This is a genomic window from Acinetobacter sp. S40 (genome assembly GCF_016624705.1).
In the GTDB taxonomy this organism is placed as follows: Bacteria; Pseudomonadota; Gammaproteobacteria; order Pseudomonadales; family Moraxellaceae; genus Acinetobacter.
Map to the genome: position 1 here is coordinate 449,801 of NZ_JACVTU010000002.1, position 25,349 is coordinate 475,149.

General features: G+C 39.4%; 20 protein-coding genes. 9 read left to right on the forward strand and 11 right to left on the reverse strand.

Annotated elements, in window-relative coordinates:
* Positions 1–30: 30 nt before the first annotated feature.
* Both IAE19_RS04700 and IAE19_RS04705 read right to left on the reverse strand, forming a co-directional pair.
* A complete protein-coding gene (locus tag IAE19_RS04700) occupies positions 31–846 on the reverse strand; it encodes an energy transducer TonB (RefSeq protein WP_200459768.1) in 816 nt (271 codons plus the stop codon).
* A 189-nt stretch (positions 847–1,035) separates the two neighbouring features.
* Positions 1,036–2,169 carry an LLM class flavin-dependent oxidoreductase gene (locus IAE19_RS04705; protein ID WP_200459769.1) on the reverse strand — a complete coding sequence of 378 codons (1,134 nt, stop codon included), beginning with the start codon at positions 2,167–2,169 and terminating at the stop codon, positions 1,036–1,038.
* Between the two features lie 313 nt (positions 2,170–2,482).
* Between IAE19_RS04705 and IAE19_RS04710 the strand changes: the two genes are divergently transcribed.
* The 7 genes from IAE19_RS04710 to tatC all read left to right on the forward strand — a co-directional run bounded on the left by IAE19_RS04710 (position 2,483) and on the right by tatC (position 7,461).
* Entirely contained in the window at positions 2,483–3,556 is a 1,074-nt protein-coding gene (locus IAE19_RS04710) for an ABC transporter substrate-binding protein (protein WP_200459770.1), read from the forward strand.
* Between the two features lie 3 nt (positions 3,557–3,559).
* Positions 3,560–4,399 (forward strand): ABC transporter permease, encoded by an 840-nt coding sequence (locus IAE19_RS04715; RefSeq protein WP_200459771.1) that lies wholly within the window; start codon positions 3,560–3,562, stop codon positions 4,397–4,399.
* Positions 4,399–5,184, forward strand: coding sequence for an ABC transporter permease (locus tag IAE19_RS04720; RefSeq protein WP_200459772.1), 786 nt, complete (start codon positions 4,399–4,401; stop codon positions 5,182–5,184). Before IAE19_RS04715 ends, IAE19_RS04720 begins: the two co-directional genes overlap by 1 nt.
* Before the next feature lie 33 nt (positions 5,185–5,217).
* Positions 5,218–5,973 (forward strand): ABC transporter ATP-binding protein, encoded by a 756-nt coding sequence (locus IAE19_RS04725; RefSeq protein ID WP_200459773.1) that lies wholly within the window; start codon positions 5,218–5,220, stop codon positions 5,971–5,973.
* 94 nt (positions 5,974–6,067) lie between these two features.
* Positions 6,068–6,286 (forward strand): Sec-independent protein translocase subunit TatA, encoded by a 219-nt coding sequence (locus tag IAE19_RS04730; protein ID WP_200459774.1) that lies wholly within the window; start codon positions 6,068–6,070, stop codon positions 6,284–6,286.
* A gap of 9 nt (positions 6,287–6,295) precedes the next feature.
* Positions 6,296–6,715, forward strand: a complete 420-nt coding sequence (gene tatB, locus IAE19_RS04735) for a Sec-independent protein translocase protein TatB (protein WP_200459775.1) — start codon at positions 6,296–6,298, stop codon at positions 6,713–6,715.
* On the forward strand, positions 6,712–7,461 hold the full coding sequence (gene tatC / locus IAE19_RS04740; protein WP_200459776.1) for a twin-arginine translocase subunit TatC: 750 nt from the start codon (positions 6,712–6,714) through the stop codon (positions 7,459–7,461). The genes tatB and tatC overlap by 4 nt, the downstream gene beginning before the upstream one ends.
* Before the next feature lie 38 nt (positions 7,462–7,499).
* Here the strand turns inward: tatC and IAE19_RS04745 are convergent, their stop codons facing one another.
* Positions 7,500–8,579 (reverse strand): sigma-54 interaction domain-containing protein, encoded by a 1,080-nt coding sequence (locus IAE19_RS04745; protein ID WP_200459777.1) that lies wholly within the window; start codon positions 8,577–8,579, stop codon positions 7,500–7,502.
* Between the two features lie 310 nt (positions 8,580–8,889).
* Between IAE19_RS04745 and IAE19_RS04750 the strand changes: the two genes are divergently transcribed.
* On the forward strand, positions 8,890–9,978 hold the full coding sequence (locus IAE19_RS04750; RefSeq protein WP_200459778.1) for an LLM class flavin-dependent oxidoreductase: 1,089 nt from the start codon (positions 8,890–8,892) through the stop codon (positions 9,976–9,978).
* Positions 9,979–10,037: 59 nt separating this feature from the next.
* Here the strand turns inward: IAE19_RS04750 and IAE19_RS04755 are convergent, their stop codons facing one another.
* The 6 genes from IAE19_RS04755 to IAE19_RS04780 form a co-directional block, all read right to left on the reverse strand.
* Positions 10,038–11,300, reverse strand: coding sequence for a lipase family protein (locus IAE19_RS04755; protein WP_200459860.1), 1,263 nt, complete (start codon positions 11,298–11,300; stop codon positions 10,038–10,040).
* A gap of 9 nt (positions 11,301–11,309) precedes the next feature.
* Complete coding sequence (locus tag IAE19_RS04760) at positions 11,310–12,557, reverse strand: lipase family protein (RefSeq protein ID WP_200459779.1); 1,248 nt, start codon at positions 12,555–12,557, stop codon at positions 11,310–11,312.
* A gap of 24 nt (positions 12,558–12,581) precedes the next feature.
* Positions 12,582–15,077: a TonB-dependent receptor plug domain-containing protein gene (locus tag IAE19_RS04765; protein ID WP_200459780.1), complete on the reverse strand. Its 2,496-nt coding sequence runs from the start codon at positions 15,075–15,077 to the stop codon at positions 12,582–12,584.
* A 219-nt stretch (positions 15,078–15,296) separates the two neighbouring features.
* Entirely contained in the window at positions 15,297–16,664 is a 1,368-nt protein-coding gene (locus tag IAE19_RS04770; RefSeq protein ID WP_227612190.1) for an amidohydrolase, read from the reverse strand.
* A gap of 180 nt (positions 16,665–16,844) precedes the next feature.
* A complete protein-coding gene (locus IAE19_RS04775; protein ID WP_200459781.1) occupies positions 16,845–18,695 on the reverse strand; it encodes an ABC transporter ATP-binding protein in 1,851 nt (616 codons plus the stop codon).
* A complete protein-coding gene (locus IAE19_RS04780; protein ID WP_200459782.1) occupies positions 18,692–20,524 on the reverse strand; it encodes an ABC transporter ATP-binding protein in 1,833 nt (610 codons plus the stop codon). The genes IAE19_RS04775 and IAE19_RS04780 overlap by 4 nt, the downstream gene beginning before the upstream one ends.
* 287 nt (positions 20,525–20,811) lie before the next feature.
* Here IAE19_RS04780 and IAE19_RS04785 point away from each other — a divergent pair, with 287 nt between their 5' ends.
* A complete protein-coding gene (locus IAE19_RS04785) occupies positions 20,812–21,864 on the forward strand; it encodes an ABC transporter substrate-binding protein (protein WP_200459783.1) in 1,053 nt (350 codons plus the stop codon).
* Positions 21,865–22,224: 360 nt separating this feature from the next.
* Here the strand turns inward: IAE19_RS04785 and IAE19_RS04790 are convergent, their stop codons facing one another.
* Both IAE19_RS04790 and IAE19_RS04795 read right to left on the reverse strand, forming a co-directional pair.
* On the reverse strand, positions 22,225–23,490 hold the full coding sequence (locus IAE19_RS04790) for an acyl-CoA dehydrogenase family protein (protein WP_200459784.1): 1,266 nt from the start codon (positions 23,488–23,490) through the stop codon (positions 22,225–22,227).
* Between the two features lie 27 nt (positions 23,491–23,517).
* The gene (locus IAE19_RS04795) at positions 23,518–25,347 is read right to left on the reverse strand and encodes a dipeptide ABC transporter ATP-binding protein (protein ID WP_200459785.1); all 1,830 of its coding nucleotides are present in this window, start codon (positions 25,345–25,347) and stop codon (positions 23,518–23,520) included.
* Positions 25,348–25,349: the final 2 nt, after the last annotated feature.

A 25,349-nucleotide genomic window follows, 5' to 3' on the forward strand; every position in this document is an offset into this window, starting at 1 on the left:
AAAATATCCTCTTAATCTACAAAATTAAATTTATTTCGGTAATTGATAATGAATCGGAACATCAACCCAGCCTTCAACAGGGGTTTTACCTTTTAGGGCTGGTGAAAATTTCCATTGTTTTACTGTTCTGATGGCAGCGCTGTCTAATAGCTTTTTGCCACTACTTTGTTTGACACTGATAGTATCAGGACGACCATCTGCTAATACTTTGACTCGTAAAATCACAGAGCCTTCCCAACCGCGTTCCAATGCCTGCTCTGGATATTCTGGGGCAGGATTACTGAGATAACCCGCATAACCTTTCGCCTCAGTCACTGGAAGGTTGTCATCCAAAGGCTTAACAGGTTCAACGGCTTTGTGAACGGGTTCAGATATTGCTTCTTTGGTCACCACAGCTTCTTCAACCTTTTGCGGTGTTGGCTGAGCAACTGCTTTTGCTACAGGCTTAGGCTGTTCCACAGTTTTCGGTAGGGGCTTGGGCTGTTCAATCTGTTTGGGTTTTTCCACAACTGGCGGAATTTTGGGCTTTTCTGTGACAGGCGGAATTTTAGGTTCAATCACTTTAGGCGGTTCTTCTGGTTTCACAATTTCAATCACCACTGGCTCTGGCTTATGAATTTCCAGAGTAGGTGTTGGCAAGTGTTTTGCGATATACCAAATTCCCAAATGTGCTGAAGCCACCGCAATAATTGCGATCAACAATTTATTGAATCGAGGTGGAACTACTTCACTAACCTCTGAAGAATATTGTGTAAACGGATCTGCTATATGGTTCGACCCTGATGCAGGCGCATAGTGTTCAAACAGCAATGCCCGTTTATGCGAGTTAAATATTAGGTCGCTCATAAGAAAGTAAACAGAATTAAAATATTGAATAAAAAATTGCACAAGTCATGCCAACAATATAAGTCTCTAATTTTTATAAATTTAATTTAAATTTTCCAAATGATTGATACTAAATATGTTGGTTTTCAAACAATGTGATGCTGTTCAAACAACAAGATCCCCCTGATATATCAAAGGGATCTAAATTTATTATTTTAATTTATATCCCGCCAAAGGCAGCACTTCCTCTGCTACACGATACGCTTCTTCCAAATGAGGGTTACTTGCTAAAATGAAATGCCCCACCCCAACATCAATATACTCTTGCAAACGTTCCGCAACCTGTTCATAGCTCCCCACTAAAATACAGTTTGGTCCACCCCGTACACTGGACATGCCTGCCCAAACATTTGGGCTCACAAATAGATCTTCAAAACGATTGCCTTGAGCCAAAGCCTGCTGACGTTTTGCTCCAACTGACTCAGTGTCTTTCCGTTCAAATACATTACCCTCAACCGCAGTGGTTTCATACATCTGTTTAAGTTCCTGAAAAGCCTGTTCTTGTGTTGGCCGTGCCAAAATATCAATGCGCATACCAAACTTTACTTTACGATTTGGCGTATTTTTCTCAAAAAATGCCTGTGCCTGTTCAATCACTTTTTTCTGCTGTTCAACAGGCTCACCCCATGTTAAATGAATATCCGCATGACGTCCTGCTACACGTAAAGCAGCCTCGCTTGCACCAGCCAGCCATAAACGAGGCACCTCATATTGATTCATCGGGTATTTTAATCCGCCCTGTTCGACGTGGAAAAACTTGCCATCGTAGTCAAAAGGAGCATGATGTGAATAACCTTTGACAAATTCCAAAAATTCATTGGTTCTAGCATAACGTTGGTCATGTTCAATAAAATCGCCGTAAGCACGTTGCTGTGCCCCGCCACCGCCTGAAATCACGTTCCATTCTACTCTTCCCTGACTTAAACGTTGCAAGCTGGCAGCCATTTGGCTGGCATAGGCAGGATGGATAAACCACGGTTGAATCGCAATCAACAGTCGCAGTCTTTTGGTCTCTCTTGCCAAAGCCGAAGCCAGCACCCAAGGTTCTTCCGTATGTGGAAAAGCAGGAATCAATGCACCATGAAAACCAACAATATCAGCTGCTTTTGCTACTTGTTCAACATAATCATAGTAGGCAAACAAATGGTCTTGATGTTGTGGTGCAACACGTTGTGGCGATTGAGTGGCTGAATTTAATTGATTCCATTCCCCACGGGTATGTAACTGATGTGCTCGACGACCATCCCCATGAACAGGGATTCTCCATAAAAACTCAACTGACATAATAGTTCTCAATAATTAAACATTTGACGATATCTGGATCGTTATTTATGTCATGAGCAGAAATCATGCCGTTTTTTATTTAATAAGTATTTAATGTAGCCTATTGTTTTATATATATTTCATCAAACAGGCCAAAAACATTATGTTGAAATTTCAACATTTAAATCCTTCAGCCTGTCTATTTTACAACACAACGTCTTTCATTAATCAGCAAAACTCTCGAATGAAAATTTAATTAATTGATTTATATAAAATAAATATTTTGGCTTGGTTCTTGCTCTATTCCCTTATATTTTTTAATTCATATGATGATATGCGTATTTTTTCTAGCTTATTTTTGAGTTTGAGTCTTTTAGGACTTGTCGCGTGTGATGCACAAAAGACCGAACAATCAACTCAAAATAAATCTGTTCAGCAACAGTTGCGTATTGCTGTCGTTGCCAATGGCACTTCGGGGACACTGGACTTTATTGGTGTACCACAGCTCATCTCACAAGACCCAATTTTTTTAAAGGAATTGAAGCAGCATAATATTGAGCTAAAGTGGGAACCCGTTACCACTGCTGCTGTTGCTACTTTAGTCAACGAAAGTTTTCTAAATAATAAAATTGATTTTGCTTTTTATGGCAATCTTCCTGCTGTGGTACTCAATGCAACAGGTGTTAGGACACAAATTGTGGTTCCTGGTGGAATTGGCAATAATGTCTATCTTATTGTACCTCCTGATTCACACGTCAAATCAATTGAAGACCTAAAAGGTAAAAAAATTGCTTTACATCGTGGTCGTCCTTGGGAAATTAATTTTGGTCAACTTATACAAAGCAAAGGATTACAACTCCAAGATTTTCAAATTGTTAATTTAAATCCTCAAGCTGGTGCTGCGGCACTATCAGCCAAAAGTGTTGATGCATTTTTTACTTTAAGTGATGCACTGACTTTACAGGATCGTCATCTCGGAAAAATTATCTGGTCTTCACAATCCCTACCCGCCGACTGGAAAATGCGTGCAGAGCTATGGGGGCGTAAAGATTATATTGACCAACATCCAGAAACCACGCAGTTACTTGCTGATGCGACTGTACGGGCTATGAATTGGGTATCACAACATCAAGATGAATTCCAGCAAAGTCAAACCAAGTTTGGTCAACCTCTTCGTGTGATTCAAAGAGAAAGCCAGAATACTCAAAGCACATGGCAACAGGATTGGTCACCTGTATATAAAGTTGATTTTCTTAAACAACATTATGCCAAAGTTATCGACCATGCTCTGAAAAATCAGCTCATTCAAACCCCAATCCAAGCAGATGAACTATTAAATCCAAAATTTACTAATCAAGCTATCCAAAACTTAAATAGCCAAGATCACCAGAATAAGCAAGGAGACTAGGCGATGAAAACGCTTGTTAATCCTGCCCTTGAAAAAGATACTATTGTACTTAAGCCTCCGCTATGGAAGAGGGTTTCAGCTGAGAAATTTTATTGGGTGCTTTCGCTGATTTCACCCTTAATCGCGTTACTCACTTGGCAATTCATTAGTTATTTGCAAATTTTCCCTACCCAAATTTTAGTACCGCCCCTATCCGTCTGGCATGCATTTATCGGTTTAATACAAAGTGGTGAACTACAACTGCATCTAAAGGATAGCCTTTCTCGGTTATTTTTTGGATTTTCTATTGCCACAATTAGTGCAATTGCGTTTGGTGTCGCCTATGGCTCAATCCGTACATTTCGCCATTACACTTTTATTTTATTTAATATTCTTTATCAAATTCCAATCTTTGTCCTCATTCCTATTTTTATTCTTGTTTTTGGGATTGGTGAGTTATTTAAAATTTTACTTATCATTAAAGCCTGTTTTTTCCCAATTGCATTGGCAACATCCGACGCAGTAAAAAACATTCCAAAACAATATATTGAAATCGGTCAAATCTACAAACTTAAAACGCGAGCATGGCTCAAATACATCATTATTCCTTCAATTTTACCGCCTTTGATTAGTGGTTTACGAATCGCATTAGGTCGAGCATGGTTGATTTTAGTGGCAGTGGAATTACTTGCAGCAGGAACTGGCATTGGTCAAATGATGGAACTAGGCCGCCAAATGCTACGTCTTGATGTGGTCATGGTGGGTGTATTCATCACAGGTTTAATCGGGTTTATTCTCGATAAACTTTTACGTTTGCTGGAACAACGCTTTATATCTCCTGCTCTTAGTTCAAGAGGGAAATAATGTCTCAATCATCTACTTTAAAGCCTCTCTTGCAACAGCCTGTAATCTTGATACAAGGTCTAATACTTCCTATCTTATTGCTGGCTTTATGGCAATACAACTCGGGACTAGGTTCAAGTCAGGCCTATGCATTTGTCCCTTTACAACACATTTATTTTGCCTTTCTTCACTTGCTGGAAACCGGTGAATTATGGCTGAACACATGGGGCAGTCTAAAAAAAGCAGGATTAGGTTTTTTATTGGGTTCAACCGCTGGATTGTTTTTAGGTGCATTACTTGCCTATTCAAAAATTTTAAATGCCTTGGTTTCTCCGCTATTTAATAGTATTCGGCAAGTTCCATTGCTCGGTTTAACTCCATTAATTGCCTTGTGGTTTGGTAATGGCGAAGAAGCCAAAATATTTATCATTGCTCTCGCTTCTTTTTTCCCATTAGTGATCAATACATTTCAGGGACTTAGCCACTACGATAAAAAATACAGCGAAATCGCCCGTATGTATCAGTTTTCTTTCTGGCGTGAGTTTAAAAGAATACGCTTTCCACAAGCCTTACCGCACATTTTAACAGGATTAAATTTGGCAGTACCGTTTACATGGATTACCACCACAGCAAGTGAGCTTTTATTTAATGCAGGGGCTGGCTTAGGTAATCTCATGATGAAAGCTGAAATTAATGCCGAAATGGACATCCTGCTTGTATGTGCAATCACCGTCACAATCAGTGGCATTTTGATGACTACGTGTATCCACCTTATTTCAAAACGTTTATTGCAATGGCGCGCCTAGCCTTTGATCCCCAAATACGAGCAGGATTTTAATATGTCTTTTTCTTTACTCTCCATTAAAAAATTGAATAAATCATTTCAGCGTAATCAAAACGACCTAACTGTTTTAGATAGTATTCATCTCGACATTGAACAAGGAGAGTTTATTTCTATCGTTGGCAGTAGTGGCTGTGGAAAATCGACCCTACTCCGCCTGATTGCCGGATTAGATCAAGACTATCAAGGCGAGATTTTACTAAATCAGGTGCAAATACAAGGGACAGATTTAAAACGAGGATTAATTTTTCAGGAACATCGCTTATTGCCTTGGCTCACTGTTTCAGAAAATATCCATTTAGCACTGGAAGAAACAGACTTAAGCCGTTCAGAAAAAAATGCACGTGTTAAAGAGCATCTCGAAATTGTAGGGCTTACTGGATTTGAAAATGCTTACCCCCATGAACTTTCTGGCGGTATGGCACAACGCGTTGCCATCGCACGTGGACTCGTCAATAAACCTGATATTTTACTTTTAGATGAACCGTTTGGTGCATTAGATGCCATGACCAGGAGTCATTTGCAAGCTGAACTGCAACGCATCTGGCAACATGAAAAAATCACTATGATTTTGGTAACACATGATATTGAGGAAGCCGTATATCTAGGTGACCGCGTCATTGTGATGTCTGCTCGCCCAGGAAAAATTAAGGAAATCATTCAAATTCCTTTGGCTCATCCACGACATAAAGATAGTGAGAGCTTATTCAATTTTAGAAATCAGGCACTCCACATGCTAGATCACACAGCATAATTAAATCGAATATTGATCGATATTAATGTGATTTAGAAAACAGATGATATCGTGATATTAATACACTTATTTTATATTATTTAGGAGCTTCATCATGGGTTTATCAATTTGGCATATTTTATTATTTGCTGTGATCGTCATTTTATTATTTGGCACGTCTAAACTTAAAAATTTGGGTAAAGACTTAGGGGGAGCAATTAAAGACTTTAAGGACTCGGTTAATCCAGATGATCAGAAATTATTATCAAACCAACAATACAAAGATCTCAACTCATTAGAATCACATAATGAGAAAAATCCAAGGCATGAGTGATTTATTCTAATGTTTAATATTAGTTTTGGGGAGTTATTTGCTTTTGCTGTGATTGCACTGATTATTTTAGGACCTGAAAAGCTTCCTCAAGCACTAAGAACTGTATTGCTAAAATATAGAGCAGTTAAAAATCAAATAAATAAAATTCAAAATGATCTGGAAAATGAACTTGAATTAATAGAACTAAAAAGAATCATGCAAGAAGAGTTGCAAAAAATAAAGCAAAATGAAGAACAACTCAAACAACAACTTGCTCAAATGCAGCAAGATATCGAAAGTGTACAGAAATCAACTATTACAGCCGTAGCTAAAGCTGATTCTCCTTTTACCCCTTATTCTTTTTATCCGTTTTCCAGTCCTGGGTTGAAAGCACCTTTTTTAAGTCACTCAATATCATCACATATCTTAAGAGAGGATCAGGCCGCATGAGCGAACAAATTACCAGTGAAACATTCACCAGAATGAGATATAGCGAGCATTTAAAAGAATTAAGAAAGCGTTTGATCTATAGCATTACTGCTGTTATTGCTATTTTTTTACTGTTATTACCCCTCGCCCAACAAAACTATCATTTTCTTGCTCAACCTTTAATCTCTTTGCTTCCTATACATTCCACCATGATCGCAACGGATGTAATGAGTACATTTTTAGCACCGTTCAAACTCAATATTTATCTGGCAGTTCTAGTCAGTATCCCTTTCATTTTGTATCAGTTTTGGCAATTTGTTGCTCCTGCTTTATACCAAAATGAGAAAAAATTGGGAATTGCTTTAGCACTTTCCAGTATTTTTTTATTTTATCTCGGTATCTTATTTGCATATGGCCTGATTTTACCGCTTGCCTTAAAGTTCTTTGTATTGGCTTCACCTGAAAATGTATTACCGATGACCGATATCAACAGCTATCTGGATTTCTGTCTAAAACTTTTTTTGGCTTTCGGCTTAGCATTTCAAATTCCAATTCTTACTTATATTCTTATTTTTATTGGTATTTTATCTATTCATCAGCTTGAACAACACCGTAAACATATCATCGTGTTTTTCTTCTTTATTGCAATGTTTATTACTCCTCCAGACGTCTTTAGTATGCTTGCTCTTGCCGTCCCTATGTGGCTATTATTTGAATTGGGTTTATGGATCACAAAACTAACCACAATAAAAAAAGAACATCCATAGGTCAAAGATGGATGTTCTAGAAAAGAAATATTTTTCGTCTAGGCAATTTCATTTTCATTCTTATTATTAGGTAATAAGTTATAGCGAGAGAGAAGGTTACGTAGAACATTACGTGAAAGGCCTAACATTTTTGCAGTCTTGACCTGATTATTCCAGCAACTTGAAAAAGCTGTTTTTACAATCTTATCTTCAATAATATGCCAAGCTTCACCATCATATTCCTGAAATAAACGCTTCAGGATATCTTCAAATTCTTGAATCAAATCATTGTCGGGTAAAGCTGCTGAACCACCCTCTTCTGAAAATCTTAGATGTTCAATATCAATGGTTTTCCCACCGCTAATGAGTAAAGCGTAATGAATATTGTTTTCTAATTCACGAATATTACCCGGCCAACTATAATTTAGCAGCGCATTTCGAGCGCGATCGCTAATGTTTGGTTTTGATGTAATGAGCTTTTGCGAATATGAATTTAAGAAAAAATCGACCAAAGGTAAAATATCGCCCTTACGTTCCCGTAATGGCAGAATATTCAGCACCACGACATTCAAACGATAGTATAAATCTAGCCGAAACTTGTTTTCTGCAACCGCCTTACGCAAATCCACATGTGTACCAGACAAGATCCGTACATTGATAGGAATCGGTTTTCTTCCCCCCACACGTACCACTTCTTTTTCTTGTAATACGCGTAATAGTTTGACTTGCAAAGATAGTGGCAACTCGCCTACTTCATCCAGAAATAAAGTTCCACCGTCTGCCGTTTCAAAAATGCCGGGTCGAGTTTTGTTTGCACCTGTAAATGCACCAGCTTCATAACCGAATAACTCTGACTCAGCCAGTGTTTCTACCAAAGCCCCACAGTTCACAGCAAGAAATGGCTTGTTTTTACGGTCGCTTTTTAAATGAATTTCACGTGCAATCAGCTCTTTACCAGTACCAGATTCACCTTGAATAATAACACTGGCAGAGCTTGGAGCTATAGTCTCCACCTGATTTAACAACTTACGGGAGTTTTGATCTGAGAAAATAATTGCTTTTGCTCGAATTGGTTTTATAGGTACCCCATTATCTGGCAAAGTAATTACTTTATAATCATTATCCAAATAGGATTTCATAATTAATCCTTTAAATAGATTAGGATGATATTAAAATAGAATAGTACAATCCAATTACAAAGCTGATAAATAACAATTACAGATATTTAATCCTAAATTTAAATAGTTTTCTTTAAGCATGCATTTTATAAATTTATCATCAACATAATCTCACTTTTATGCCATGTTGTTTTTTAAACAAAATATAATATTTTCTGATCAAATATAGACATCTAAACTAAATACGATGACCTAATTGTTTATTTTATATAACATTAAGGTTTGGCACTTATTTTGCTCTTTATTTTAAATTTTCCAAATGGACGAAATAATGAGCATCGAATTTGTAGGCATGGTTTTTCCAAATCAATGGTCAGAAACAAAAGGTACACGGGTTGGTCATAAAATTGACCTCGAATATTTACGTTATCATGCACGGGCACATGAATATGCGGGGTTTGATAAAGTTTTAATTGCCAATGGACCCAGTGCGCCTGAGAGTAGCCAAATTGCAGCTTACCTTGCCCAACATACTGAACAACTCGGTTTTATGATTGCTCATCGTCCTGCTTTAATGACTCCAAATCTTGCAGCTCGAACATTTGCGACGCTTGACCATACTACAGGTGGGGGCCGCATTCGTTTACATGCAATTACGGGTATTACAGCAGAACCTCAGGAAGGTGACTCTATTATTGATAAAATTCAACGTTATGAACGGACCAGTGAATATCTTGAAATTGTGAAAGCACTTTGGAAGAGTGATGAACCCTTTAGTTACTCCGGCAAATATTTCCAACTTGAAAATGCTTTTTGCCCATTAAAACCAGTTTATGGTTCTATTCCTATTTCCTTCGGAGGTTCTTCAGACATTGCTTACGATATTGCAGTTAAACATGCTGATCTATATTCCTTATGGGGTGAACCACTTTCTGGGGTAAAAGAGCAAATTAACAAGTTAAAAAAAGCGGCTGAACGTGCTGAAAAACCTCAACCACGTGTGAGTTTATCGGTACGATTAATCATTGGAGCAACAGAAGAGCTTGCATGGAAACGTGCAGAAACTATTTTATCTGATATTCAAAAAAACCCGCTGTTCCAAAATAATGGTTCGGTCACAGGACATAAAATTAAAGGCATTGGATCTCAACGGTTATTGGCCGCAGCACAGCAAGGTGATCGGCATGATCGTGCATTATGGATGCCAACAGCAACTGCCGTTGGTGCTTATGGCGATACCACGGCATTAGTGGGAACACCAGATACTATTATTGAAGCATTACTTGACTATGTAGACTTAGGGATTACTACTTTTTTGAACCGTGGTTATGATCCTATTTACGACACTGTCGATTATGGACGTTATATTATTCCTGCTGTTCGACAGGAAGCTGAAAAACGAAAACAGCACATTGCCTAAACCTTTTTGAAATGGATGTAAAACGCCACTTTAGTCAATCGTCTAAAGTGGCATTCTTTTTATTTAATATCGGGCTTACAAATAGATTGAATTTTTTGTCCTGCAATCACTTTTTTAGCAAAAGGAATCGAGTCTTTGAGAGACGCATTAACTGTTTCACTATGTCCTAAACCATAATATAAATGCCCTTCTACGGTCGTTCCAGCCTTACATGCATCTGCAACCAGTTTAACTTGAGTGCGTGCATCGGGTGTGCGGTCATTTGCACCTGTCCCAATAAACAAGGGATGATTAATTTTTAAGATTGGGTAATATCCATAGGCATTTGCTTGTTGCTCCTGTAATACTTTATAGCGTTCAGGAGGATTAGGTTGTAAAGCTTGAGCAGGTGAAAGCCCAGCAGACTGAATGTCGCCCATAAAACTCGACAGACACGCGTTACGTGCTTGTTCAACCAAAGGTACAGCCGCAGGCGTAAATACATCTTCGGTTTTGAGATCAGGAGCAAGACTCTGCGTCACCAGAAAACTATAAATATTATATGCCAGTGAAGGACTCACCTCATATGGATTGAGTTTGAGTTGGTTGTCTGCTGGAGTCGCATTTGGATCACGATAAATTACGCCTGTTCCAATCGACCCTTTAATTTTTAATTCAGGTGCATAGGTTGCGGAGTAAGATGAAGTTGCAACTGCGGCAGCTCCTCCTTGTGACTGCCCCACAATTACAAAATTATTTGAAAGCGGGAGTTGAGTTTGTAATGCGGCTCGTCCACTGTCCAATACACTATATGCTAGCATTGGTACATTAATTAATAAATGTGGGCCTGCGACTCCCAGACCTTCATAATCGGTTGCAACAACAGCAAACCCTTCTTGTAACCAGCGATTTAGATATTGAACATCTCGATATGAACGGCCATTCCATGACGGTGCACATGCATCAGCCAATCCAACTGTACCATGTGCCCACAGCACAACAGGCCAACCGCCTTTTGGTGGTGTACCTTTTGGTAAATGGATACTTCCTGAAACAATCACAGGTGTTTTACTGTCTTTACCACTGGTAGAACTGTATAAAATTCGTATGGCCTGACTGTCATTATCTAAACGAATATACGGGTTAGTGATAGTTTCTGTTTTCAGTAGGACTCCGGGGCGTTCCGGAATATCTTTCTTCCATGTGTAGAATTCTGAAACACGGCCATCTCCATATTTTTCTTGAGGTTCTGGCGGTAATTGTGCTGCTGTGAATGTGCTACTCAATACAGCACAGCTCAAAGCTGAGCGACATAATAATTTTGATAATGTATTCACTTTCATCATGATCCTTTAGTTAAAATCGATTGAACAAAGATTTGGAATGGCTTCATCATTTAAGGCCTGACGTGCAAAATTCAGTGCATCAGGCAGAGAACGGGGAACAGCTTCACTGTGACCCCGCCCATGATATAAATGAGCTTGAACTGCGGTGCCTTGAGCACAGGCATCCTTGACTAACGCCATTTGGTTACGTGCATCCGGGGTTTTATCTTCAACTCCCGTTCCAATAAAAACAGGATGCTTAATTTTCAAGGTGGGATACTGTGAAAATTGCTGCTCAAAAGTGCGCTGTAAAGTCAGGTATTTTTCAGAGGGGTACTCCAGCAGAGCATCAGCAAAACTAAGTTGTTCAAAGGCAACATCTGAAAAAATTTGACCTACGCATTGAGAACGTGAATGCTCCACCAAAGCTGCAGCTTTTTCTGTAAAAACATCGGTTGTTTTTAGGCTCGGATCATATTGTTGCAATACATGAAAACCCAAAATTTGATAAGCTAACGCAGGATTGGGTATTTGACGATTTGCAATGTTTAAGGTGGCTTGTTTACTTTGCTTCGGTTTATAAATAACACCCGTTGCAATAGTGCCTTTAATATTTAAGTCAGGGGCATACTTTTCAGAATACGATGCAGCACCAAATGCAGCCGCACCCCCTTGAGATTGACCAGCAATGATAATTTTATTGGCAATTTTAGGATTTGCTTTTAAAGCGGCACGTGCGCTATCCAAAATATTAAAAGACAACTGCGGAATATTGATTAATAAATGCGGTCCTCCAACGCCTAATCCCTGATAATCTGGTTCAACAATCGCATAACCTTGTTTTAACCATTGATTGAGATAATACGCATTACGATATACCCGTCCTGACCATGAGGGTGCGCATTGATCTGCCAGACCAACTGTACCATGTCCCCAAACCAATAAAGGCCATCCCCCTTCAGGCGCTTGCCCCTTAGGAATGAATAATGAGCCTGAAACAAGTGTGGTAGACCGACTATCTAATCCATTAGTAGATGAAAATAAAATGCGGTATTGCTCCTGACTTTCAGCCAATCGAATCCCTTCATCAAGAGGTTCAATGCGCAACAATAATCCAGGATGTTGGGGAATTTTTTCATTCCATTCATAAAATGCTGAGAGAACTTTATCGCCATACAACGAATTTGGTTGAGAGTGTTCAACAGGTACTGGAAGTGCCTGTACCTGCTGTAAGCCAAAACCAAGCAATCCTCCCACCATGAATTTTCTAATCATGTGCATAATCATTGCTCATTCGGCTTAAAAATCGTAACTTACACGGCCATATAGATAGGTTCCATAAGCCCCCTCTGGTGAGTTAAAGCTATATTTCACAACACCATAGGGTTGAGAAGATATCGTGGTATCCGGGTGGCTGTTAAATAAGTTATTTGCCCCTAAGTTAAATTTAAGTCCTTTAAGAACACGATCAGCTTTATAGCCGATATCCAGATCAGCAATCCATTGTTCACTAAAAGTTTGATCCAGACTTGCAGATGCATTACTTAAAATTTTCCATTTCCCATAACGGCGTACTCCTGTATTTACACTCCACGTGTCATTGCTCCATAACACACTTAAAGTGGTTTTACTGGTGGGTGCTGCAGACTCAATCAAGCTACTGGTGTTACGTCCAGCAATTAAAGAAGACGATAATATCTGGCCTGTTGATGTCACAGCATCACGTTCTTCCGTGATTTCATTCTTATTGACTGCAAATCCAAGATTAAAGCCTAAATCACCGTATTTATCCAAATTCACATCGTGTTTAATTGCTAATTCAGCCCCACGGGTACGGGTATCCAGTAAATTATTGAAAAATGCCGCATTATTGATATTTTCGTAGGCTGTACCAGCAAATGCATTGGTCAAAACACTGCCTGTAATATTGTCAGATAATAAAATTCGGTTATGAATATCTATTTGGTAGGCATCTAATGTAAGCGAGGTTTGCTCCCACGGTTTCCACACGAATCCAAGCGAGTAATTGGTCGATTTTTCTGGTTTCAGTTCACTTCCACCTAAAAGACGTGCAGCCTCACTGCCTGCGGCAAGAGTACGTTGCTGTACATCGTGATAGACGCCCGATCCTGTTGTAGTTTCAACAGCTTGTACGCTATAGGTTGAATACCCCAGTTGCGTCAATGAAGGAGCGCGATAACCTGTGCTTGCCGATCCTCTTAACGTAATTTTAGGGTTAAAATCATATTTGAGTGTAAGCTTACCGTTGGTGGTATTACCAAAATCGGAATATTTTTCACTCCGCAAAGCCACGCCTACATTTAATTTATCAATTAAATCTGCTTCTAAATCGAGATATGCACCGTAAACATTACGATCAATTGTACGTTCATCTTCAGCAGTGATTCCCGCATAAATTTCAGGTGCTGTATTTACATTGTAATAAGGACCACGTGTATAGGCGATAGGATCTCCCGCGAGTTGCTTATATTCCTCCCATCGATAGAGCCCACCTATCGACACGGTTAAAGGACTATGTAACCACGAAATCGCCAGATCACGACTATAATCAAGCCCTGTATTAATTTGAGTAAAAACATTATTCCCTAACGAATACGTTGATGCAGAATCAGGCCCATAACTTGGATTAATGCCATTTTCCTGTTCACTGTGTACTTTATTTCGACCATAGGTCACAAAGCCATCTAGTTTCCCTGTTTTTTGCTCTCCTTTTTTAGCACCCGCAGTAATCGCAAAATCATCCACTGTTACAATGCTAAGCGGAATGCGACCATCGGGATAACGGGCTTTGTAGTAAGCAGATTGGTTGACAGTACTGGTAGACGAAGGCGGTTCATAAAAGTTTTCGCCCATTGTTTCTCGGTGTCCATATGTGCCAAAGCTGTATAAAGAGACATCATCGGTTAATGGCAAGTCTGCGTTGTAACTTAAATTAATTTGATCTTTAATCTCAGGGGCACCAAACTTCCATTTACGGTATGGCGTTGTGGTTTCCGTGTATTGCGCATCTGGACTACTATTCGATGTATAAAACGTTCGTGTATCCGGATTTGTACTGTTTGCGGCAGCACGCTTACCTGCATCAAACGCCAGAGTCAGACTTCCATCATTAGGTAAAGAAAATCCCGTCCATCCTGTAATTTTGTGCTGTTCCCCATCTCCTTGCGTATATCCACCCGCTTGATAACTGACACCGCCCCCTGAGTCTCTGGATTTTAAAATAATATTGACCACCCCCGCGATTGCATCTGAACCGAATTGTGCAGCCGCTCCGTCGCGCAAAATCTCAACACGCTCAACTGCACTGATTGGAATAAGACTTAAATCAGTGCCTGCTGAACCACGTCCTCCCGCAAAACTTTGACGTGTAAAATAAGCGGAAGTATGACGACGTTTTCCATTAATCAAAATAAGCGTTTGATCAGTAGAAAGCCCTCTCAGAGCAATGCCAGGTGCGACTGATGCAGAAAATCCTCCTGCGGGTGTACTCGGCAAGGTAGCAGAAGAAGATAATTTAGATAATGCCTTCGCAAGATCGGACTCACCTGTCTGCTGAAGTTGTTGAGGTGAAATCAGATCGACGGGAGCAGGCGCCTCCAATGCGCTCTTTACGGCTCGACGTGACCCTGTAATCACAACCGATTGTAAAGTAATCACATCCTCTTCTGTCTGAATAGGCGTTTGTTGTCCATTAGCAACAGAAATAGAAGTTGCTAAAACACTTAAGGCAAACAGCGAAGATTTTATAACAAATGGTTTTAACGTTTTATTCATTGGTTTCCCCTTAAAGATGCCTCTTTTAGAGCAAACGCAATGCCAATATTTTTAAGTATAGAAATCAAATGTTTAAAATTTTACTGATATGTTTTTTGTTTTTATAGGAACACTTTTTAGATAAATTGTTTGAAAAGTAACTTTTTAATTTTGTCCTTTCTATCCCAGAGAGTTGTATTTTTTACCACTCTCTGGAACACCATTAAATTGAAGAAAAGGCTATTTAACAGCGTTATTTTGCTTGCCCACTGCGAAAAAATCTAAAATGAAATGGGACAAGGCTTGTTCACCAATAATTAAAACTGAATCATCTACCTGAAAAAAAGGAGAATGATTGACGGCTTTTTTAGGATCAATTTTCTGAGGTGTTACGCCCATTCCAAACGAAACCGCAGGTATATATTTTGCGTATTCCCAAAAATCATCACCATGATAACCACTGACTGTATTTAATTGAAATGATGTTCCATATTGCTTTGCCAAAGTTTCTAAAATGGGTTGTAAACGTTTAGAAAGTTCCGGCTGATTATAACCTGCTGGCCAATCATGCGGATCAATAAAAAAATGTCCTGTTCCCCCATAGGCAAGTGGAAGGGTTTCAATTAATTTTTGCATTTTCTGCAAAACAATGGCTCGCTGATCATTGGATTTTGTGCGTAGTGTACCTTCAATAGTGACCTGCTCAGGAATAATATTATGCTTGGTTCCCCCTGAAATTTGGCCAAAACTGATAATCGGCGCAGGGGCATTGACCAAATCGATCTGTCGACTTGGAATTAACTGAAGTGACGAAATGACCTCTGCCGCAATCTGAATAGGATCGACCCCATTCCAAGGCGAGGCCGTATGAGCCTGTTTCCCCTGAATCGTAATTTTGAACCGGTCTGAGCTCGCTGCAGCGATGCCCTGAGTCAGACTTAAACTTCCTGCTTGCCCTGCTCCGACATGCAACATAATGATCGCATCAGGTTTCGGTGCTGTTAAAACTCCTTCTTTAATCATGAGTTTAGCACCACCTTCTTCATTTTCTGGTGGACCTTCTTCTGCGGGCTGAAAAATAAATTTTATGGTGCCACGTAATTCATCTTTATGCTTTGAAAATGCGTCAGCGACAGCCAGTAACATCACAATATGACTATCATGACCGCAAGCATGCATTACATCTACCTGTTGATGATTCCATTGTGTTTTCACGGTAGAGGCAAAACTCAGTCCGGTTTGCTCTTTAATCGGTAATGCATCAAGTTCAGCACGTAAGGCAATAACAGGACCAGTATGTTTTCCTTTTAACGTAGCGACCACTCCAGTTTTTGCAATTCCTGTTTGTACCTCTAGGCCCAGCTTTGTTAAATACTCAGCAACCAATTGACTGGTCTCATATTCCTGATTTGCCAATTCAGGATGAGCATGAATTTTATGCCTTAGCTGAATTAATGTGGGTTGAATTCGGATAAGGTCTTGGTCAATGTTTTGCTGTAAATGCCTAAATGCAATTGAGGTGGTGGGTTCACTGGCACTTGAAAAAGTGCTGACCAACATCAAGATAACTGCCACTAAATAATGAGCATGCCTTTCTTTGCAATTCATATTTCAGTTCTATTCAATTCAAACAAGGAAACTTGCAAAGTAAAGACCATTATTTTTATTAATTAAAATCATATAGTTATATTTTTCAACACATGCTTGATTGTTGAAATTCAGACAGTTACTGTAAAAATTGTTGATTTGTTCACTAGATTATCACTGCTTTTTTTGCCAAAAAGCAGTTCATGATGAACTGCTTTCATTTAATTGGTGGTTTAAATATGACTGATACAATTGATAATAGTTGCCTTGCTGACTTAAGAGTTGTTGATGTGTACCTTGTTCAACCACGGTTCCATTTTCAATCACTGCAATTTTGTCTGCTTCCTTAATTGTACTCAGCCGATGCGCAATGACAATACAGGTTCGATTTTGACATAATCGTCTTAGTGCATATTGAATTTTCTGCTCGGTATAAATATCAATTGCAGAAGTTGCTTCATCTAAAATTAAAATAGTTGGGTCTGCCAGATAGGCTCTAACCAGACAAACCAACTGGCGCTGTCCATGGCTTAAATTTACTCCCAATGTTCCAACTTGCGTCAAATATCCATTTGGAAGCTGACTCAAAATTTCATCTGCCCCTAATTCTTCAATCGCCTGAACCAGTAGCCGATCTGTTGCTTCGGGTTTTACCAAACGTAAATTATCTAAAATCGTTCCACTAAACAACACATTATCCTGAAGTACAATACCCACATGCTGACGTAAACTGGCTTGATCAATTTCGTCGAGAGGATATCGATCCAAGTAAATTTTTCCCGCTTGAGGTTGATAAAACCGTGTCAGAAGTTGTACAACTGTACTTTTTCCATGTCCTGTAGGCCCTACAATTGCAATAACCTGTCCAGCTTCAATTGTAAGACTAAACTGGTTTAACACAGGCTTGGTGGTATATGCGAACTCAACATTATGAAAACGGATATGTCCGTTAAGCTGATCAAGTTGATGCGCAGAGGGTTTATTTTGTATCGTCGGTTGAGTGTCCAACAATAAAAAAATACGCTGGGCACATGCTGTACCATTGGCAAATCTTTCAAACAAATCCGTCATTTCTTGTAAGGGTGCCAAAAATAAGAACACATAAAAAATGCATTCTGCAAACTGCCCGATGGTAATATTCCCTTCACTGAGTGCATAACTGCCAATCACAAGAAACGCGGCGGTTGCCAGAGTAGAAAGCACACCTGTAAATGGCGCAAACCAACTGGTCCGCTTACTGCCATAGATAATTGATTGATTAAAATCATCTAACAACTGTTGATAATGCCGCTGATTTTGTTCTGCATAATTTAATTGCTGAATAATTTTTGCACCATTTACAGTTTCAACTAAATGTGCAGTAAAACGACTTCGCTCCTCAGCAACACGCCCCCAATGCTTTTGAGACGAGCGTTTAAAAAAAACGGTGACTAAAAGCAAAACTGGAATAACCGCAAATAAGAACCAGAAAAAAGGTGGATAAATAATCCAAAGCAAAATAGAGGCTAATCCACAGCGTAAAATAGCAGAGAGTAATTCAGGTGGTCCCTGTATTAACACTGGTTCAAGGACATCTACATCACTGTCTGCACGAGAAATAATTCGCCCAGCTTTCGTTCGATCAAAATATCCGATACTCAACGTTTGAATGTGTGCAAACAACCGACACCGCAATGCATTTAGTACTTTTAAGCCGGCTAAACCCGAAAGGTATTTGGATGCACCCGCCAGAGCAAATCGTGCAATCCAGCTCAAGCTCAATATCAGCAACGCGATAGCAAGTACATTCCAATTTAAAACCAAACGTTCTACATGTTGAGTAAATCCATGATCAAGAATATATTTGATGACCCAAGGGCGAACAAAAATGCTGATCACTTGAAAAACTTCCACAAGAACTACTGCAAGCAATAAATACCTTACGGGATACACTAACGGCGCTAGTTTTTTGAACATACTCCGATGAATAGATGTTTTTGCCAAATATTCTTCAAGTTGTAGGTCATTCATTTTTCTTGTGAATGTTTGTTCCTGTTTTAAAGCGTGACTCATGGTGTCACCTCTTGGTAGGACGTATTAAATGCCGCACGTGTGATCTGGTCATCTTGATTGAATCCCATCAATTCCCGATAAAATGAACAATGTGCCAACAATTCATGATGAGGCCCTTGTGCAATAATTTCACCATTATTCAACACTATAACGCGATCAGAAAGCGCAATCGTGGTCTGTTTATTTGAATTAATTATCAGAGTTTTCTGGTGACTATGAATCGAAGATTGAGTTAAATTTTCAAGTACATTACGCTCAGTGGTTGCATCCAGAGCACTGGTCGAATCATCAAGGGCCAATACAGGTGAGTTTTTCAAAATCGCGCGAGCCAAAGCAATACGCTGTTTTTGCCCTCCTGAAAGCGTGACACCACGATCTCCAATAACTGTATTTAGACCATGTTCAAGTCGTTGAATAAGTTCAAGCGCTGAGGCTAATTCTAACGCATTAAGCAAATCGACCTCAGTTGCATCAGGTTTTGCAACTCTTAAGTTTTCAGTCAATGTTCCAGAAAAAAAGAAATTTTCCTGAGGAATAATTTGAATCAACGCTCTTAAATCATTGAGCTTTAGCTGATTAAGATCAATCCAGCCATGTTCATCTGAACCCATCAAAATGCGGCCTTCGGTCGGATCTACAAAACGATTTAACAAGTTCATTAATGTGGTTTTACCTGAACCTGTTTTACCGACAATCGTGACGATTTCACCGGCACGAAATTCGGTAGAACACTGCTTCAAAATATATTTCTGAGTTTCAGGCACAAAAATACTGACATTTTCAAGCCGAATGTGAATGTTCAAATTAGAGGTTATTGCTCCTGTACCATCCACAATCTGTGCTTTCTCATCCAACATTTGCCAAATACGGGTTGCTGAAGAACGGGCATCGGCAAAGATTTTTAATACTTGGCCTATGCTCTCAATCCTAAAAACTAAAAGATTAGCCATCAAAACTGCTGCAATAAACTCACCCACTTGGAGTTGCTGTTGGCCTATCAAATAGGCACCGAACCCAATCACCCAAAGATAAGAACAGGCAATAATGACTTGAGGAATCGGTAAGCGCTGAGCACTGGTTTTAATTGCAATCCGTGAATGTTCAATGAAATGATCAATGGCCGTAGAAAAACGAAATTGCAATAAAGCTTCTAGCCGAAATGCTTTAATTACCCTTACCCCATTCACACTTTCAGCTAACGTATCACTGACCTGTTCATAGGCATGAGCCACCTCATGATCAAGATGAACCATATGAGTCGTCAGTTTAAACAACACGGCTAAACCCAATACGATAAACAATAGCGGGATAATACCTAGCCATAATTGATACCAACACAGTAAGCCTACAGTCGCGATCACCACGAGGGTTGATTCAAAAACTTGACGCCAAAAGTTGATTAATGCTTCTTTTAATTTATCGGAGTCACGGGTACTTCTCGACAGAACTTCGCCTAAACCATGTTTCCAATGCCATGAAATATCTAAATGTTGAACCTGACTAAAGATTTTCTCTCTTAAAATCGTCAGTAAATGCTGTCCAATACTTAACGCACTCAACCCTGCAAGATACTGAACTGCTGCACGAATCACCGCAATGCAGGAAAGTAGAATGAACCAGAACCACGGATTGAGAGGATCTGACCACGCATGTTGAAATAAAGTCGCAGGATGACTGTGCTTTAAAGTGTCGATGGCATGACCAATCGAATATTGCTGAATTGCCAATCCTAAATTTGCAACAATAAATAAAAAGGCCGTTAAACCAAACCGAAATGGCATAAATCGATACAATGCCAAACTACGTAATAGAGGGTAATCTTTCAACATAAAAACAGAATCATTGCGATTAATCTTCTGCCTACTGCAAGAAGCATGCCAGTTTAAAAGCAACAATAAAAAAATTTAATTCTATGTTTTTAAATAAAATTTTTAATTCCTTAAGCATTGGAATGTTGATTTAAAAGCAGTCTTCCAAATTTTATGTTGCGATTTCAACAGATATTCAGATAAACACATAAAAAAATGAGATATAAAAAAATTGTATTAATTATCAACAGTTTATTAATTGGCATTAATTTTGCTCTATCGTAGCAAACTAATCAAAGGATGTTGTTATGAGTACACTTACTCCAAGTCGCCTAAATACTCTGTGGTATACCCGTTGTCCTGTACCAACAGGTTTGGGGATTGCCATTCAAAAAGGATGGTTCAATGAAAAATTTAAAACACAAGGAATCGAAATAAAATCGATCCGTGAATCTAATTCAAAGGATATTCGTAACTCTCATTTTAATCATACACTTGAAAATTCTGTACGGCATGGTGGCAGCATTCCTGCGATTTGGGCCTATGCTTCTGGTCAAAAAACCAAAGTGATTGGTTTATCTTGGGCAGATGAAGTGCAATTACTACTGACTCGCTATGATTCCAACATCAAATCTGTTGCCGATTTAAAAGGTAAACGTTTTGGGCTTCCCCTCAATCAAGATGCTCTCATTGATTTCTCACGCGCTCAAGCCATTCGTGGCTTAGAAAATGCCTTAAAGACAGTAAATTTGAAGGTGAGTGATCTTGAGTTAGTTGATTGCTTAAGAGCAGATATTTTAGCAGCACAGCAACTTCATTCCGAAGAAAATGACTCAAGTTTTTATGGCAATCGCAATAAACTCAATGCAAGTGCTGAAATTGTGGCGCTGATCAAAGGTGATGTCGATGCGATCTTTTTAAAAGGAGCGCATGCAGCGCAAATTGCTGATGATTTTGCGTTACATACCATTATTGATATTGGTTCACATCCAGACCCGATCCTACGCTCTAATAATGGTACTCCTCGCACGCTGACAGTAGATGAAGATTTTTTAACTCAATATCCAGAACAAGCCCAATCTATTGTCGATGCTGTTTTGCAAGCAGAACATTGGGCACATACGCATGCAGATGAAACCCATCGTTATCTCGCAAAGGAATGCAATAGTAGTGAACAATGGGTTCATGCAGCCTATGGTGCAGATGCACATCTAAAACTAAATACCAACTTTGATGAAATCTCGATTGTTGCCTTACAGGATTTAAGTGATTTCCTCTATCGCTGGAACTTTATCCCTGCTCAAATCAATGTTCGTGAATGGCTTGCCCAAGACATTTCTATTCAAGCTCAAGTAGCATAATGATTTAAAAAAGGTTGTCATGATGACAACCTTTTTTAAACTTGATTTTATGAATTAACATGCGTTAGGTAAGAAATAGAATACTCAGAAACGTCATCCGCATTTGTTTGAGACAGGCTTCCGTAAACAAAGTATTATTTCTGCGGCTCATCAATTAACTGGTGGTAGTCAACGAATTTTGCGGATTTTAGGCTGCTTTAGTCGCAGCTCAGATTTTGCTTACTTTTTCCGAATGAAAAACCACGTTTCGCAAGATAGGTCGAGCCGATGGCTTATCCTGAAAATGGACGAGAACTCGGCAAGACTCCATCAAGATATTTATTTTCAATATGTTATAAAAATATTTAACTCAAACTCAGCCTAATTAAATTTAGTCACATTCTGTGCCTGTTTCTTTAACAGTACAGAATTATATTCACCTGGCGGAATATTATTTAAATAATAATTTCCAACATGATATAGACGCCAACGAATAGGATCATGCGTGGTGTGTGTCCGTGCATTACGCCAAAAACGGTCAAGATTCCATTTCGATAAGGTCGAACTTGCTCCCAGTAATCCAAAAATTTCGCTCGATATTTTTAAGGAAGCATGATCAGACTGACTCCGTGTAGCAGCTACAGATAAAATCAGTTCTGTTTGTAAATCCTCATCTGTCACGTTGGCTAAATGCTGTTCAAATATTTCTGCCGAACGATCCAGTAAAGCTTCTGCCGAACGAACTAAAACAGCAAATTCACCGATTTGTTTGATGATATGCGATTCATGTGTCGGTGAATCCACTCCACTTTCAACCCAAGGACGTGCATGATGTTGTAGATAATCAATCCCGCCCTCTAATGCGCCTTTTGCAATACCAGTATCCATAGCAGCATGTAAAATCTGGGGCCAAGTCAAACCCGTACGTAAAACAGTTCCTAAACCACCTGTATTACGTTTGGCAATATACCGTTCATCAACAATCACATCTTTAAAATTGACAGTGCCACTGACACTATTATTTTGTCCCATTGCATCCCAATCATCCAGTAACTCGACACCCTGCGTATCACGATGAATTAAAATTGAGACAGGTCCATCCTCACTGCCCGCAAATAAAGAAATCCATTCTGCCAATAAAGAACCCGTAGAATAAAATTTACTGCCATTTAGAATCAATTGACCATGTGCATTTCGTTCTACCCTTGTTTTGTGATGAAATTTATCTTTACCTCCCACTTCTGCAAGTGCATTGCCTAAACGCTTACCACTTAAGACATCACGAAGCAATTGATCGCGGATTTCATCTTCATAACCCGTCAAAATTCCTCTAAACATAGTGAAATGAATCTGCAACAACTGCCCTACACCACCATCTGCGGAAGAAATAATTTTTACCACATTGACCAATGTTGGAATACTGGCACCTAAACCACCAAATTGTTTAGGAACAATAATGGCGGATAAACCAGCTTCCGAAATCAAACGCGCCTGTTCATAAGGTATTGTCTTATTATGGGCAGGGTTTTGAGCAAATCGAGTCAGTTGTTTTGCGACGTCCTTTGCAACCTCAAGTGCTTCTTGATCGCTTTGAATATGTCGTATGCTGCCCAATTCTAAAAAATTGTGCGGATGAATATCGTTCATGTTTAACTCCAGAACATCTGTTCTTTTTTATACGTAAGTGTCTTGATGCGTAAGTTCATGCACATGCTTAAATAGACTAGGCGCATGGCTAAGCAATGTTTTGGTATACACGTGTTTTGGATGGCTAAGGACTTGATCGGTTTCACCATATTCCACAATATGTCCATGTTTTAATACGGCAACTCGATCGGCAATTGCTCTTACTACGCCCAAGTTGTGGGTGACAAATAACAAAGTCACTCCTTGCTGTTGAAGTTGCTGCAACAGTTTTAAAATAGAAGCTTGTACAGAAACATCCAGAGCAGAAGTAATCTCATCACAAATCAAGACGTCAGGCTGACACAGCAAAGCTCTTGCAATGGCCACTCGTTGCCGTTCTCCACCAGATAAATCTCTTGGATAGAGTTCCTGAACTTGTACAGGCAAAGAGACTTGTTTAAGTACCTGCGTGACTTTTTCTATCGCCTCGTGTCGAGATGTCCCAAAGAAATGCTGCACGACCTTAACTAAGGTCTGACCAATGGTATGTGCGGGATTCAGGGCCTTATAAGGGTTTTGAAAGATATATTGCAGTTTATGACGTTGCTGCAAATGACGTTGTTGTCCACGTAAAGATAAGGCTTCCCCTGCTAAAATGATTTGTCCATCCGCATTTTCATTTAATCCAGCAATGACACGTGATAACGTCGTTTTACCTGACCCGGATTCACCCACCAAGGCTAAACACTCACCTTTTTTTAATTGCAATGAGATATTAAAAAGTGCCTGTTGCTGTCCATACCATGCATTAATCTGTTCAACTTTTAACAACACTTCGCTGTCAGCTTTCAGATTGACCCCGTGATGCTCGATCTCTTTAAAACGAATTACATCCACTTGATCCACGTGATGACAAGCAACAAAATGTGGGTCGAATTCATCTTTTAACTGAATCAATTCTGGTTGCTGCTGACGGCATATTTCAGTCGCAAAAGAACAACGTGCAGCAAAGGCACAACCTGCTGGCCGATCATTCGGCGAGGGTGCATGCCCTTCGATCGGCGCTAAATATTTACGAATTGCCACATCAGGAATGGCATTAATTAAACCTTGTGTATAAGGATGTTTAGGCATGTCAAATAATTGCGTTAATACCGCATCTTCAGCAATCCGCCCTGAATACAGCACAATAACCCGATCTGCGATATCTTTTACGACCGTTAAATCATGTGATACATAAATAGCTGTAACGTTATATTCGTTGCATAATTTACGAATAATATTAAGTACTAACGTTTGGGTGGTAACATCCAGTGCCGTTGTGGGTTCATCCAAAACAATTAGCCGTGGCTGCAACAGAAACGCCAATGCCAATAAAATTCGTTGCTGTTGACCACCAGACAGTTGATGAGGATAACGCTTTAAAAAATGCTCATCCTGAGGCAAGCCCACTTCATCCAAAATCTTGGCCACTTTTTGTTGGCGTTCGGCACTCGATATCTTTGATTGATGCACCTCTAATAGTTCAAATAAATGCTGGCCAATACTTAAAGCTGGATTAAGTGCGGTTCCAGGATCTTGCGCGACATGACTAATCTTATAACCACGAACCTGACGTAAGGCAGGATCATCCAGACGAAGAATGTCCTCTCCATCCAGATCAATAGTTCCTTGAATAATTTTGGCCCCATGTCTCGCGTAACCTAATAAAGCACTGGATAGTGTAGTTTTACCTGAACCACTTTCTCCAACCAGTCCTAGAACTTCCCCCTCTCGTAGACTGAATGAAATATTAGAAACTACATCATTGCCAGTGTTTACCAATGCAACTGTTAAATCTGTAACGGTTAATACTGTATTTTTAAAAGTGTTTGCCATGC